The organism is Amycolatopsis sp. NPDC104819, assembly GCF_055583145.1.
In genome coordinates, this window is the sequence record NZ_JBVJON010000004.1 from 514,259 (window position 1) to 527,694 (window position 13,436).

Annotated in this window: 14 protein-coding genes; 12 read left to right on the top strand and 2 right to left on the bottom strand. The window is 70.3% G+C overall.

Annotated elements, in window-relative coordinates:
• Positions 1–3 precede the first annotated feature (3 nt).
• Positions 4–837, bottom strand: a complete 834-nt coding sequence (locus ACZ63E_RS15280; RefSeq protein ID WP_465336526.1) for an ABC transporter permease — start codon at positions 835–837, stop codon at positions 4–6.
• Positions 834–1,769 (bottom strand): ATP-binding cassette domain-containing protein, encoded by a 936-nt coding sequence (locus ACZ63E_RS15285; protein ID WP_465336527.1) that lies wholly within the window; start codon positions 1,767–1,769, stop codon positions 834–836. Before ACZ63E_RS15285 ends, ACZ63E_RS15280 begins: the two co-directional genes overlap by 4 nt.
• 252 nt (positions 1,770–2,021) lie before the next feature.
• Between ACZ63E_RS15285 and ACZ63E_RS15290 the strand changes: the two genes are divergently transcribed.
• From ACZ63E_RS15290 to ACZ63E_RS15345, 12 genes are all read left to right on the top strand, one after another.
• A complete protein-coding gene (locus tag ACZ63E_RS15290) occupies positions 2,022–3,608 on the top strand; it encodes a DUF6801 domain-containing protein (RefSeq protein ID WP_465336528.1) in 1,587 nt (528 codons plus the stop codon).
• A gap of 109 nt (positions 3,609–3,717) precedes the next feature.
• Positions 3,718–4,446: a hypothetical protein gene (locus ACZ63E_RS15295; protein WP_465336529.1), complete on the top strand. Its 729-nt coding sequence runs from the start codon at positions 3,718–3,720 to the stop codon at positions 4,444–4,446.
• Positions 4,443–5,228, top strand: a complete 786-nt coding sequence (locus tag ACZ63E_RS15300) for an MlaE family ABC transporter permease (RefSeq protein WP_465303245.1) — start codon at positions 4,443–4,445, stop codon at positions 5,226–5,228. The genes ACZ63E_RS15295 and ACZ63E_RS15300 overlap by 4 nt, the downstream gene beginning before the upstream one ends.
• On the top strand, positions 5,229–6,047 hold the full coding sequence (locus ACZ63E_RS15305) for an MlaE family ABC transporter permease (protein ID WP_465336530.1): 819 nt from the start codon (positions 5,229–5,231) through the stop codon (positions 6,045–6,047). It abuts the gene before it with no gap.
• Positions 6,044–7,240, top strand: coding sequence for an MCE family protein (locus ACZ63E_RS15310; RefSeq protein ID WP_465336531.1), 1,197 nt, complete (start codon positions 6,044–6,046; stop codon positions 7,238–7,240). Before ACZ63E_RS15305 ends, ACZ63E_RS15310 begins: the two co-directional genes overlap by 4 nt.
• A complete protein-coding gene (locus tag ACZ63E_RS15315) occupies positions 7,237–8,253 on the top strand; it encodes an MCE family protein (protein WP_465336532.1) in 1,017 nt (338 codons plus the stop codon). The genes ACZ63E_RS15310 and ACZ63E_RS15315 overlap by 4 nt, the downstream gene beginning before the upstream one ends.
• On the top strand, positions 8,250–9,260 hold the full coding sequence (locus tag ACZ63E_RS15320; protein ID WP_465336533.1) for an MCE family protein: 1,011 nt from the start codon (positions 8,250–8,252) through the stop codon (positions 9,258–9,260). Before ACZ63E_RS15315 ends, ACZ63E_RS15320 begins: the two co-directional genes overlap by 4 nt.
• Positions 9,260–10,258, top strand: coding sequence for an MCE family protein (locus ACZ63E_RS15325; protein WP_465336534.1), 999 nt, complete (start codon positions 9,260–9,262; stop codon positions 10,256–10,258). Before ACZ63E_RS15320 ends, ACZ63E_RS15325 begins: the two co-directional genes overlap by 1 nt.
• The gene (locus ACZ63E_RS15330; protein ID WP_465336535.1) at positions 10,255–11,226 is read left to right on the top strand and encodes an MCE family protein; all 972 of its coding nucleotides are present in this window, start codon (positions 10,255–10,257) and stop codon (positions 11,224–11,226) included. The genes ACZ63E_RS15325 and ACZ63E_RS15330 overlap by 4 nt, the downstream gene beginning before the upstream one ends.
• On the top strand, positions 11,226–12,332 hold the full coding sequence (locus tag ACZ63E_RS15335) for an MCE family protein (RefSeq protein ID WP_465336536.1): 1,107 nt from the start codon (positions 11,226–11,228) through the stop codon (positions 12,330–12,332). Before ACZ63E_RS15330 ends, ACZ63E_RS15335 begins: the two co-directional genes overlap by 1 nt.
• Entirely contained in the window at positions 12,329–12,826 is a 498-nt protein-coding gene (locus ACZ63E_RS15340; protein ID WP_465336537.1) for a hypothetical protein, read from the top strand. The genes ACZ63E_RS15335 and ACZ63E_RS15340 overlap by 4 nt, the downstream gene beginning before the upstream one ends.
• Positions 12,823–13,407, top strand: coding sequence for a hypothetical protein (locus ACZ63E_RS15345; RefSeq protein WP_465336538.1), 585 nt, complete (start codon positions 12,823–12,825; stop codon positions 13,405–13,407). The genes ACZ63E_RS15340 and ACZ63E_RS15345 overlap by 4 nt, the downstream gene beginning before the upstream one ends.
• The last annotated feature ends 29 nt before the right edge of the window (positions 13,408–13,436 follow it).

Below are 13,436 nucleotides of genomic sequence, written 5' to 3' on the forward strand. Positions count from 1 at the left end.
CGCTCAAGCCCGGGCGCGGAAGGTGCGCGCGGCCAGGGCCGACCCCGCCACCGCTGCCACCGCCGCGATCAGCAGCGCCGCCGTCAGGGACCAGCCGATCGGGCGGGCCAGCGCCAGGGCGCGGGTCGCGTCGATCGCGTACGTCAGCGGGTTCACCGCCGAGACCGCACGGACCCACGCTGGCATCGTGTCCAAGGGCATGTACGCGCTCGAGGAGAACATCAGCGGGAACATCACCACGAACGACGCCGCCTGGAGCGTTTCCGCCTTGCGCAGCCACGTCGTGATCGCCACGAACACCCAGCTCAGGCACCAGCCCACCACCAGCGTCACCACCAGGGCGAGCCCGAGGCCGGCCACCCCGCCCGCCGGGCGGAAGCCGAGGAACAGCACACTCGCGAGCGCCGTCACCACCAGCTGGACGGCCAGGCGCGCGGAGTCGGCCAGGGTCCGGGCGACCAGCACCGAGAACAGCGAGATCGGCAGGCACCGCAGCCGTCCGGTGAAGCCGCCGTAGATCTCCGCCAGCAGGCCCGCGCCCGAGCTCATCGCCGTCGTCATCGCGATGTTGACCAGCGTCGCCGGCACCAGGAAGTTCACGTAACCCTGGTACGCCGCGACGCCGGGCAGCGCCCCGACCCCGCTGAACACCTGGCTGAACAACAGAAGCAGCACCACCGGCTGCAACAGTCCGAAGAAGACCAGCCGGCGGTCGCCGAAGGCCGTCCGCAGGGACCGGGCCGCCAGGACGCGGACCTGGGTCCAGAACCCGGCTTCCGGCCACGCCGTCGGGTCGGCCAGCGCGCTGACGGCCGCGCGGTGCCGGGCCTGCGTCACCAGCCCACCGCCGTCTGGTGCAGGGAAAGGTAAACGTCGTCGAGCGTCGGCTCGGTGACCGTGAGGTCCCGCAGCGGCGCGCCGGCCGCGTCCAGCGCGCGCACCAGCACCGGGACGTCACCCGGGCCGGACAGCGGCACGGCGAGCACCAGCCCGTTGCGGCCCGCCGCCATCCCCAAGCGGGACAGCGCGTCCACCGCGCGGCGCAACGCCAGTTCGGTGCCGAAGATCAGGGTCGCCGTCCGGTCGCCGAGGCGCGCCTTGAGCTGCGCCGGTGTCCCGGACACCGTGATGTGCCCGAAGCCGAGGACCACCACGTGGTCGGCCAGCCGGTCGGCCTCTTCGAGGTACTGGGTGGTCAGCACGACGGTGGTGCCGCGCGCGGCGAGCCCTTCGACGACGGTCCACAACCCCGCCCGGCTCACCGGGTCGAGGCCGGTGGTCGGCTCGTCGAGGAACAGCACCTGCGGCGCGCCGACGAGGCCCGCAGCGAGGTCCAGGCGCCGTCGCATGCCGCCGGAGTAGGTGCCGGCTGGGCGGTCGGCCGCGTCTTCGAGGCCGAACGACGCGACCAGCTCGGCGGCCCGCGCCTGCGCCTGCCGCGGTTTCGCGCCCAGCAGCCGGGCGATCAGCACGAGGTTCCCGCGCCCGGACAGCGCGTCGTCGACCGCGGCGAACTGCCCGGTCACCCCGATCCGGCGCCGGACCGCGCGCCCGCGCTGCACGACGTCGTAACCGCAGACGCGGGCGACGCCGGCGCTGGGCCGGGTCCGGGTGCTGAGGATGTCGATCAGCGTGGTCTTCCCGGCGCCGTTGTGGCCGAGGACCGCCAGCACCGTGCCGCGGGCGACGGTCAGGCTGATCCCGGCGAGCGCGGTGACTTCGCCGTAGTTCTTCGCGAGGTCCGTCACGGCGATGACCGGCTGGTTCATGGCCGCTCCTTTCCCTCCCGGGAAAAGGTAACGGGATAGGCTGCGCGGAAGCAAGGATTCACGTTCCGTCGGCCGTGTGCGTGACAATTTTCGGGACAGCGGTTCGTCTGCGCGTGATAAGCCCTGACCTGCGTGACCCTTCGGGGTGGTGGCTATCCGATGCGCGTGACAAAGAATGTTGTGTCGCTTGTTCGGCGGAAATCCCGGAGGTACTTTCTGCTGAAATTCCCCCATTCCCCGAGGTGACGAGCCGTGAAGTTTTCGTGGAAGTCGAGAAAGCCCGCCTACGGCCTGGCGGCGGTGACCGTCGCGGGGGTCGCGGCGACCGTCGCGCTCGTCGGGGCCGGGCCGACCCAGGCCGCGCCGGTGAGCCTGACGCTGAACTACAACTGCCCGTTCCCGCTCATCGGCGACCAGGTGCTGACGGTCAAGATCGACACCAACCTGCCGGACAACGCCGTCGCGGGCGCCGCGTCGACCCCGATCACCTTCGACGTCGACGTCACCGTGCCGGAGACCGCCACCGAGGGCCTGGCGCTGGTCGGCGCGACCTCGCTGGACGGCAGCGCGAAGGCCGCGGCGACGCTCAAGTACCCGGTCGACAAGACGCTGAACCTGAACCTGCCGCTGACCATCGCCTCGACGCCGGTGCCGGCGTCCGGCGCGTTCCACGTCAAGAGCAGCGGCAAGGCGCCGGCCGTGACGTTCCCCAGCCCCGGCACCGCGTCGGTGACGGTCGGGAACTTCAGCACCACGATGACCCCGCGCACCGCGGACGGCCAGCCGACCGACCTCGGCACGTTCACGTCGGACTGCGTCGCCGTCCCGGGCCAGAACCAGCAGCTGGGCACCTTCGAGATCAAGCCGGCGGGCGGCACCACGACGCCGACCACTCCGACGACCCCGACCACGCCCACCACCCCGACGACCGAGCCCACTACTCCGACCACGGAGCCGACGACTCCGACGACGGAGCCCACGACTCCGACCACGGAACCCACCACTCCGACCACGGAACCCACCACTCCGACGACCGAGCCGACCACGCCGACGACGGAGCCGACCACTCCGACGACTCCTACGACGGAACCGACCACCCCGACCACCGAGCCCACGACTCCGACCACCGAGCCGACCACGCCGACAACGGAACCCACGACTCCGACCACCGAGCCGACCACGCCGACAACGGAACCCACGACTCCGACCACCGAGCCGACCACCCCGACGACGGAACCCACAACTCCGACGACGGAGCCGACCACGCCGACAACCGAGCCCACCACCCCGACCACCCAGCCGACCACCCCCACGACGACCACGCCGCCGGACGGCGTCCAGGTCAAGTACTCGGTGAAGGGCAAGTCGGCCCTCAAGCAGCTGCACGCCACGCTGCCGCTCGGCCCGGGCACGCTCGACGCGAAGCTCGACGCCGCCTCGGGCAAGTTCGGCGCGCAGCTCGAGCTCCCGAAGTCGGACGTGTACTTCCGGGTGCTCGGCTTCATCCCGGCGTCCGCGACCGTGAAGCTCGGCCAGATCGGCCCGATCAACGGCACGCTCGCCGGTGGCGCGGTCAAGGCGACCGCGCAGATGGACGTCCGGCTCACCAAGGTCCGCGTGTTCGGGTTCCCGATCCTGTCGTCGAACTCGTGCCACACGGTGAAGCCGGCCGACGTACCGCTCGTCTCGGCGCCCGGGTTCGACCCGCTCAAGGGCGGCAAGCTCACCGCGACGTACGGCATCCCGCAGTTCACCGGGTGCGGTTTCCTCACCGGCCTGATCTCCGGCATCACCTCCGGTCCGGGCAACAAGCTCGAGGTGACCCTCACCAAGAAGTGAAGTGGGGCCGCGGAAACGCAGACCCGCGTGACAAGAATATGAAAACCCTTGTGTGGCAACGAGAATCGTCAGTAGCTTCGGAAGGGACCCCTTCGATGAGGAAGTCCGCATGGCGCTGCTGACCCGGTTTTCGCTGCCGCTCGTGCTGGTGCTGACCGCGTTCTCGCTGGGTGCGGCGGAAGCCGCGCCCAGCGAGCCGGCGGCCCGGCCGCAGGCCGCGGCCACCCAGATCCCCTTCGGGTTCACCCTCGGGGACGCGCAGCAGCCGACCACGAGCCACGTGGCCAAGCTCGGGTCCGACATCGCCTTCCCGCCGGGCACCTTCGACGGCGCGCTGGGCGGTCTCACCAACACCGTGCCGATCACCGGAAAGCTGAGCATCCCGCCGACGTCCGGCTACTTCGTGGCGTTCCGGTTCATGGCCACCACCGGCCGGGTCGAGATCGTCCCGGACGGCGACGCCACCGGCACGGCGACCGTGCACACGGGCAAGGACAAGGACTGCAAGGCCACCCAGACGAACATCTGCGCCGACACGGACGTGACCGCGAAGGTGTTCATCAAGCTCTCCGAGGTGAAAGTGGACGGCCGGACCCTGGACGTCGGGCCGGGCTGCCGGACCGCGGCCCCCGCGGCGGTGACCATCAAGGCGCTGGTGCCGATCTCGCTGCCGGCCCCGCCGGTGAAGGTGACCTCCACCTTCACCGCGCCGTCCTTCGCGGGTTGCGTCGGGCACGAAGACGTCAGCCGGCTGCTGACCGGTCTGGTTTCGGGGCCGGGCAACACCTTCGTCTCGAACCTCACGCTGCGCTGCTTCAGCACCGGGTGCAAGGCATGACGATCCAGGTGCAGCAGCGGGCGGCGAACGGCCTGCGCGAGTTCGGCCGGATGTGCGCGATGGGTCTAGACATCATCCTCGCGATGTTCCGCCGGCCGTACCAGGTCCGCGAGTTCGTCCAGCAGTTCTGGTTCATCGCCAGTGTGTCCATCGCGCCGGCGATCCTCGTCTCGATCCCGTTCGGCGCGGTGATCTCGCTGCAGCTGGGCTCGCTCACCAGCCAGATCGGCGCGCAGCAGTTCAACGGCGCGGCGAGCGTGCTGGCCGTCGTGCAGCAGGCGAGCCCGATCGTGACGACGTTGATCATCGCCGGCGCCGGCGGCAGCGCGATCTGCGCCGATCTCGGCGCGCGCAGCATCCGCGAGGAGATCGACGCGATGGAGGTGCTCGGCGTCTCGCCGATCCAGCGCCTGGTCGTGCCGCGCGTGCAGGCGGCGGTCTGCGCGTCCGTGCTGCTGAACGGCCTGGTCAGCGTGGTCGGGGTGCTCGGCGGGTACTTCTTCAACGTCATCATCCAGGGCGGCACGCCTGGTGCGTACCTGGCCAGTTTCAACGCCCTCGCGCAGCTGCCCGACCTCGTCGTCAGCTCGGTGAAGGCGGTGATCTTCGGCTACCTCGCCGGGGTCGTCGCCTCCTACCGCGGGCTGAACCCGAAGGGCGGGCCCAAGGGGGTCGGCGACGTCGTGAACCAGTCCGTCGTCATCACCTTCCTCCTGCTGTTCTTCGTCAACACCGTGCTCACCGCCCTGTACCTGCAGCTCGTCCCGGCGAAAGGAACCTGAGTGACCAGCCTGCTGCGCAAACCCGGCAACCGGCTGTTCGACCTCGGCGACCAGCTGCTCTTCTACGTCCGCGCGCTCGCCGCCGTCCCGCTCGCAGTGACGCGCTACTTCCGCGAAGTGGTGCGGTTGCTGGCCGAGGTCACCTTCGGCAGCGGCGCGCTCGCGGTCATCGGCGGCACCATCGGCGTGATGGTCGGGCTGTGCGTGTTCACCGGGGTCACCGTCGGCCTGCAGGGCTTCAGCGCCCTCAACCAGATCAACATCTCCGCGATGACCGGCTTCCTGACGGCGTACTTCAACACGCGCGAGATCGCGCCGCTGGTCGCCGGGCTCGCGCTTTCGTCCACTGTGGGCAGTGGGTTCACCGCGCAGCTGGGGGCGATGCGGATCTCCGAGGAGATCGACGCGCTGGAGGTGATGGCCGTGCGGAGCATGCCGTACCTCGTCACCACGCGGATCGTCGCCGGGTTCATCGCGATCATCCCGCTGTACGTGATCGGGCTGCTGATCTCCTACCTCGGCTCGCGGCTCACCACGGTGGTCTTCTTCGGACAGTCGGGCGGCACGTATGACCATTACTTCACGCTGTTCCTGCCGCCCGGCGACGTGCTGTGGTCGTTCGGCAAGGTGCTCGTCTTCAGCGTCGGCGTGATCCTGACGCACTGCTTCTACGGCTACCGCGCGTCCGGCGGCCCGGCCGGGGTCGGCGTCGCGGTGGGCCGCGCGGTGCGGACGTCGATCGTGCTGATCAGCGTGCTCGACCTGTTCCTGTCGCTGGCCATCTGGGGCGCGACGACCACGGTGAAGGTGTCCGGATGAGCCGGTTCCGCACGCAGCTCGCCGGAGTGGTGTTCCTCGGCGTCCTGGTCCTGCTCGGTTATCTCGCCGTGGCGATCTACGACAAGGACTTCGACGACTCCGAGCTCGTGACGCTGCGGGCCGACCGCGTCGGCAACCAGCTCGCCCCGACGGCCGAGGTGAAGGTCAAGGGTGTGCCGTTCGGCGAGGTCCGGGCGGTGCGCAGCACGGGCACGGGCGCCGAGATCGACCTCGCGCTCGACCCGGCGAAGATCGGGATGCTGCCCGAGAACGTCTCGGCGCGGCTGCTCCCGAAGACGGTGTTCGGTGAGCGGTACGTCAACCTCGTGCTCCCGAACAGTCCACAAGGGACCCTGCGCGGCGGCGACGTCATCGCGCAGGACCGGTCCTCCAGCGCGATCGAGCTGGAACGCGTGCTCGGTGACCTGCTGCCGCTGCTGCGCGCGGTCCAGCCACAGAAGCTGAACAGCTCCCTCGGTGCGATCTCACTGGCGCTCGACAACCGCGGGAAGCCGCTGGGGGACAGCATCGTGCAGCTGCAGGACCTGCTCGGCCGGGTCAACCCGCTGATGCCGCAGTTCAAGGCGGACATCACCGGGCTGGCGAACGCGGCCGACGTCTACACCGGCGCCGCGCCGGACATCCTGCAGGCGCTGACCGACCTCTCGACCACCGCCAAGACCATTGTGGACACTCGCGCCGACCTCGACAACCTCTACTCGAGCGTCACCGGCGCGACCGGGCACCTGAACGACTTCCTGCGGAAGAACAAGGACAACATCATCGGTGTCTCGGCGGCGAGCCGGCCGTCGCTGGAGCTGCTGTCGCAGTACTCGCCGGAGTTCCCGTGCCTGTTCGACGCGGTGAACCGGCTCAAGCCCCTGATGGAGAAGGCCCTCGGGAAGGGCACGAACGAACCGGGCCTGCACGTGACGCTCACCGTCCAGGACCCGCGCGAGAAGTACGTGCCGGGCCGGGACACCCCGAGGTTCGACGCCACCGGCGGGCCGAAGTGCTACGGCGGCGGGGCGGCGGCGTCCGGGGCGACCGACGGTGACCTCGGCCCGGCGAACTCCCCGGGTGAACGGCAGCTCGTCGCGGAACTGCTCAAGCCCACGCTGGGAGCCGTGCCGGACTGGAGCAGTGTCCTGATCGGACCCGCGCTGCGCGGGACGGAGGTGACCGTCCGATGAGGAGCGTCACCGGGCCCGCGATCAAGGGCCTGATCTTCTTCCTGGTCACCGCGGTGGCCACCGGGATCCTCGCGATCACCATCGCGAACTCCAGCGTCGGCGCGACGATCGGCTACGTCGCCCGGTTCACCGACGCGACGTCGGTCAACGCCGGTGACGAGGTCCGCATGGCCGGCGTCCGGATCGGCCAGGTCGACGACGTGCACGTCGTCGAGCACCGGCTGGCCGACGTCACCTTCGCCGTCGACCGGGCCCACCGGCTCACCGCGGCCGCGTCGGTCACCATCCGCTACCGCAACCTGGTCGGCCAGCGGTATCTCTCGGTCGACCCGGGCGCGGCCGACACGTCGCCGACGCTGGCCGAAGGTGCGCTCATCCCACCGGACAAGACCACGCCGGCGCTGGACCTGACCGCGTTGTTCAACGGCTTCAAGCCGCTCTTCCAGGCGCTGTCGCCCAACGACGTCAACCAGCTGTCGTTCGAGATCATCCAGGTGTTGCAAGGGGAAGGCAGCACGATCGAGAACCTGCTGCGGCACACGGCGTCCCTCACGTCCACTTTGGCCGGGAAGGACCAGGTCATCGGCCAGGTGATCGGCAACCTCAACACCGTGCTCGACACCGTGAACGCCCAAGGTGACCAGTTCGACGCGCTCGTCGACACCACGGCGCAGCTGGTCACCGGCCTGGCCGCGGACGCGAAGCCGATCGGGCAGGCGATCGGCGGGCTCGGCGAGCTGACCACCGCGACGGCCGGGCTGCTCCAGGAAGGGCGTCAGCCGCTCAAGGACAGCATCACCGCGCTCGGCGACCTGTCGAAGAACCTGGCCGACAACACCCCGGTGTTCCAGCAGTTCGTCGACAACCTGCCGAAGAAGCTCGACCGCATCGGCACGCTCTTCTCCTACGGCTCGTGGGCGAACTTCTACCTCTGCTCGGTGCAAACCGACGCCAAACCCGCGCCGGGCGGGCCGCCGCCGGGCATCCCCGTGACCGCCGGGAGGTGCCGGTGAAACCGCCCCGCATCAAGCCGTTCCGCAGCCGCGACCCGATCGCCGTCGGCACGGTGACCGCGCTGGTCATGGCCCTGATCGGCAGCGCGACGTTCTTCTCCGACGACCTGCCGCTCATCGGCGGCGGGACCACGTACAAGGCGGAGTTCCACGAGGCCGCCGGGCTGAAGCCGAACGACGAGGTCCGGGTCGCCGGGGTGAAGGTCGGCGAGGTCAGCGACGTGCGGCTGGCCGGCGACCACGTCGAGGTGCTGTTCCGCGTCAAGGACACCTGGGTGGGCAACCGGACGACCGCGGCGATCAAGATCAAGACCCTGCTCGGGCAGAAGAACCTGGTGCTCGACCCGGTCGGCAACGGCGAGCTGAACCCCGGTCAGCCGATCCCGGTCGACCGGACCAGCTCGCCCTACGACGTCACCGACGTCTTCAACGACCTGGCGAGCACGGTCGGCGCGATCAACACCGACCAGCTCGCGCAGGCGTTCCGCACGCTGTCGGACACCCTCGGCGCGTCGGCGCCCAGTGACGTCCGGACCGCGTTCGACGGCATCGCCGCCTTGTCGCAAACGCTTGCGTCCCGCGACGAGGAGCTGGTCAAGCTGTTCCAGAACACCAACCAGGTCTCGAAGACGCTCGGGGAGCGGTCCGGCCAGATCCAGGCGCTGATCCGGGACGGCTCCACGCTGCTCACCGAGCTCAACGCCCGCAAGGACGCGATCGCGAAGCTGTTCACCGGCATCAAGGACCTCTCGATCCAGCTGCGCGGGCTCGTCGCGGACAACCAGAAGACCCTCGGCCCGGCGCTTGCCCAGCTCGACCGCGTCGCCACCGTGCTGCAGCAGAACCAGGGGAAGCTCGAGGACAGCCTGCGCCTGGCCGGCCCGTTCTACCGGCTGCTCGGCAACGCCGTCGGCAACGGCCGGTGGATCGACACCTACATCTGCGGGCTGGTCCCGACCGGGACCACACCGGGCAGCTGCCTGCCGCCGAAGAACGGGGGACGCTGATGGCGCACCAGCTGATCGACCTCGGCGCCCGGACCCGGCGTCGCACGCGGATCCGGGCGCTCGCGCTCGGGGTGGTGCTCGCATTGCTGGTCACGGCGGTGTGGCCGCTCGTGATGGCGCCGGGCGAGCGCACGCTGACCGCGTACTTCACCGCCGCCGTCGGCATCTACCCGAACTCCGACGTCCGGGTGCTGGGCGTCGCGATCGGTTCGGTGTCCAAAGTGGAGCCGAACGGGACCGACGTCAAGGTGACGATGACCCTGCGGCCGGACGCGCAGCTGCCCGCGGACGCCGGCGCCGTGGTCATCACCCCGAGCCTGGTCGCCGACCGGTACGTCCAGATCACGCCCGTCTACCGCGGCGGGCCGGAGCTGGCCGACGGCGCGTCGATCCCGCGCGAGCGCACCGCGACCCCGGTCGAGGTCGACGACCTGCTGCACAGCCTCAACCAGCTGATGTCGGCGCTCGGGCCGCAGGGCGCCAACAAGGACGGCGCGGTCAGCGACGTGCTGACCAAGTCGGCGGAGTACCTCGACGGCAACGGGAAGACGATCGGCGAGGCGATCAAGAACCTCGGCGAGTTCGCCCGCACGGCGAGCGACGCCAAGGACGACCTCTTCACCTCCGTCGACAACATCAGCAAGTTCACCGCGATGCTCGCCGCCAACGACGGCCAGGTGAAACAGGCCATCTCGCAGATCGCGTCGCTCAGCAAGGTGCTCGCCGACCAGCGGGACCAGTTCTCCGGCGCGCTGACCGAGCTGACCCAGGCGCTCGGGGTGGTGCAGGGGTTCATCAAGGACAACCGCGGCCAGGTCCAGTCCGATGTGGACAAGCTGGCCGGCGTCACGAAGGTGCTCGTGAACCAGAAGGACTCGCTCGCCGAAGCCCTCGACGCGGCCCCGAACGCGCTGACGAACCTGCTGGGCGCGTACGACCAGGCGACCGGGACCATCGACGGTCGCGGCAACCTGCTCGAGTTCGCGGAGCCCAAATGAAGTCGCTGCTGAAACTCGCCGCGGTGGTGACCCTCGCGCTGGTCACCACCGGCTGCGGGCGCGGGGTGAGCGTCTACGACATCCCGCTGCCCGGCGGCGCCGCGCTCGGCGACCACCCGATCCACGTCACGGCGAGCTTCACCAACGTGCTCGACCTGGTGCCGCAGTCCGGGGTGAAGGTCAACGACGTGCCGGTCGGGCAGGTCGTCAAGGTGGAGCTGGCGCCGGACGGGCACAGCGCGCTCGTCGATCTGCTGCTCAACGGCGACGTCGCCCTGCCGGGCAACGCCGTCGCGCGGCTGCGGCAGGCCAGCATCCTCGGGGAGAAGTTCGTCGAGCTGGCCCCGCCGGACGATGCGACGCCGTCCGGCCGGCTCCTCGACGGCGCGGCCATCCCGCTGGACCGGTCCACGCTGACCCCGGAAATCGAGGAGGTCTTCGGGGCCTTGTCGTTGCTGCTCAACGGTGGTGGGGTCGCGCAGGTCCAGAACATCAGCCACGAGCTCAACGCGGCACTCGGCGGCAAGGAGACGGCGGCGCGCAGCCTGCTGTCTAGTTTGGACACCTTCGTCCAGGGGCTCGACGAGCACCGGACCGAGATCACCCGCGCCATCGAGAGTGTCAACAAGCTCGCGGAGACGCTCAACGCCCACACCGACCAGATCACCACGACGCTGAACGGCCTGACCCCCGGCATCGGCGTCCTCAACCAGCAGCGGGAGGCGCTGGTCGGGATGCTCAAGTCGCTGGACGGGCTGACGTCCGTCGCCGTCGACACGGTGAACAAGAGCAAGGACGACCTCGTCGCGGACCTCAAGGCCCTCGAACCGCTGCTGCGGCGGCTGGCCGACTCCGGGGACAAGCTGCCCAAGGCGATGGAGATGATCTTCACCTTCCCGTTCCCGGACGCCGCGCTCGACACGATCCGCGGTGACTACCTCAACGGGTTCCTCAAGGTGGGCCACTGATGCTGACCCGGTTCGTGCGTGTCCAGGTGACGGTCTTCGTGGTCATCGCCGTGCTCGGCGTCGCGTACGTCGGGGCCACCTACGCGGGCCTCGACAAGGTGTTCTTCGACCGCGGGTACACGGTCAAGGCGCAGTTCCCGACCGGGGGCGGCATCTTCACGAACGCCGAGGTCACCTACCGCGGGGTGCCGATCGGCCGGGTCGGCGAGCTGCGGCTGACCCCGGCGGGGATGGAAGCCGACCTCGAGATCGACTCCGGCACCACGCCGGTCCCGGCCGACACCGAGGCCGTGGTCGCCGACCGGTCGGCCGTCGGTGAGCAGTACGTCGACCTGCGGCCGCGGGTCGACGGCGGGCCGGAGCTGCACGACGGGTCCGTCATCGCCCAGGCCGACACGAAGATCCCGCTGCCGGTCGACGTCGTGCTGTCTACAGTGGACTCCTTCGCCGCGTCGGTGCCCAAGCCCGCGCTGCGCACGGTTGTCGACGAGCTGTACAACGCGACGTCCGACGCCGGCCCGGCGCTCGACCAGCTGATCGGCCGCGGCATCGAGTTCGTGCAGGCGGCGAGCGCGCACGTCGCGCCGTTGACCCGGTTCGTCACCGACGCGCACACGGTGCTCGACACGCAGGTGCAGCAGGCCGACGCGATCCGCAGCTTCGGCGCCAACGCGAAGCTGCTCGCGGCGACGCTCAAGCAGTCCGACGGGGACCTGCGCACCCTCATCCCGGCGGTGCCCGCGGCGGCGAACGAGGTCGGCGCGCTGATCCGCGACTCGGGGCCGCAGCTGGGTGTGCTGCTGGCGAACCTGCTCACCACCGCGGACGTGCTCGAAGCCCGCCGGGACGGGCTGCGGCAGCTGCTCGTTACCGCGCCGCAGGCGGTCGCCGCGGGCAGCGCGGTGGTGCGCGCGGACGGCGCCCACTTCGGACTGTCGCTGACCTTCTTCGACCCACCGCCGTGCACCACCGGGTACACGACGCCGTACCACAACGGCCTCGACACCTCGGTCCGCCCGCTGAACACGGCCGCGCGCTGCGCGCTGCCGAAGGGCGATCCGACCAACGTGCGGGGTTCGCAGAATGCACCGGGAGGACGGCCGTGAGGATCTTCGTGTGGGTGGCCGTGGTTGTGACGACCGTCGCGGCCGGCTGGTCCGGGTTCACCTGGTGGCAGGCGGCGCACGACGACGGCGTCGCGCGTGCGGTCGTCCGGGAGGAGGCCCTGCAGGCCGGCCGGACCGCGGTCGCCGGGCTGACCACTTTGGACTACCGGCAGGCGGCGCCGGGGTACCAGCACTGGCTGGAGCTGTCCGGCGGCGCGTTGCACGACGAGCTCGCGGCCGACCGCCAGGGCAGTCTCGACCGGATCGCGCAGGCGAAGACCGTCACCACCGGCAAGGTCACCGACGCGGCGGTGACCGAAGTGGACACCGGCGCGGGCACGGCCAAGCTGATCGCCGCGGTCGAGCTGGTCGTGACCCCGGACGGTGGCGACGCCGTGACGAAGCGCAACCGCTTCCAAGCCGACCTGACCCGCGGACCCGACGGCTGGCACGTCACCGGGCTCGGCCAGGTCCCGACCGGGGAGGCGCCATGACCACGCCGACGAAGAAGCGCCTGGTGAAGGTCGCCGGTCGCCACCACGACTCGGCGCCCGAGCCCGAAGCCCCGGTGGTGAAACCGAAGCGCCGGGTGCCGTGGGTGGCCGTCGTGGTTGTGGTGGTCACGGCGGGGCTCGCCGTGTGGTTCACGCTCGAGGCGCGGGACACCAACGCCGTGGTCGCGCACAACACGGCGCTCTCCGACGTCGCGGGCACGGCGGACGCCGGGAAGCAGGTCAGCGCCGCGCTCGGCACGGTCTTCTCCTACCGCTACGACGACCCGGCGAAGAGTGAAGAGGCGGCGAAGGAGCTGCTCAGCGGGCCGGCGCTCGCCCAGTACGACCAGCTCTTCGGGCAGGTCCGCAAGCTGGCCGTGGACCAGAAGCTCGTGGTCACCTCGACCGCCGTCGTGTCCGGGGTGAAACTGCTCGACGGCGACCGGGCAGCGCTGCTCGTGTTCCTCGACCAGACCGGCACCCGGGGGGACGGGCAGCAGAGCACCGGCGCCGCCCAGCTGAGCGTCACGGCCGAGCGGGTCGCCGGGAAGTGGCGCGTCACGGGGATGTCCGCCGCGTGACCGTCTCTCCGTCCGAAGAGGACACGGCG

What these genes read in the sequence shown, in the direction of transcription:
- ACZ63E_RS15310 (WP_465336531.1), top strand. Translation starts at nt 6,044, where the DNA reads ATGAGCCGGTTCCGCACGCAGCTCGCCGGAGTGGTGTTCCTCGGCGTC.
- ACZ63E_RS15330 (WP_465336535.1), top strand. Translation starts at nt 10,255, where the DNA reads ATGAAGTCGCTGCTGAAACTCGCCGCGGTGGTGACCCTCGCGCTGGTC.
- ACZ63E_RS15315 (WP_465336532.1), top strand. Translation starts at nt 7,237, where the DNA reads ATGAGGAGCGTCACCGGGCCCGCGATCAAGGGCCTGATCTTCTTCCTG.
- ACZ63E_RS15300 (WP_465303245.1), top strand. Translation starts at nt 4,443, where the DNA reads ATGACGATCCAGGTGCAGCAGCGGGCGGCGAACGGCCTGCGCGAGTTC.
- ACZ63E_RS15295 (WP_465336529.1), top strand. Translation starts at nt 3,718, where the DNA reads ATGGCGCTGCTGACCCGGTTTTCGCTGCCGCTCGTGCTGGTGCTGACC.
- ACZ63E_RS15345 (WP_465336538.1), top strand. Translation starts at nt 12,823, where the DNA reads ATGACCACGCCGACGAAGAAGCGCCTGGTGAAGGTCGCCGGTCGCCAC.
- ACZ63E_RS15285 (WP_465336527.1), bottom strand. Translation starts at nt 1,769, where the DNA reads ATGAACCAGCCGGTCATCGCCGTGACGGACCTCGCGAAGAACTACGGC.
- ACZ63E_RS15335 (WP_465336536.1), top strand. Translation starts at nt 11,226, where the DNA reads ATGCTGACCCGGTTCGTGCGTGTCCAGGTGACGGTCTTCGTGGTCATC.
- ACZ63E_RS15325 (WP_465336534.1), top strand. Translation starts at nt 9,260, where the DNA reads ATGGCGCACCAGCTGATCGACCTCGGCGCCCGGACCCGGCGTCGCACG.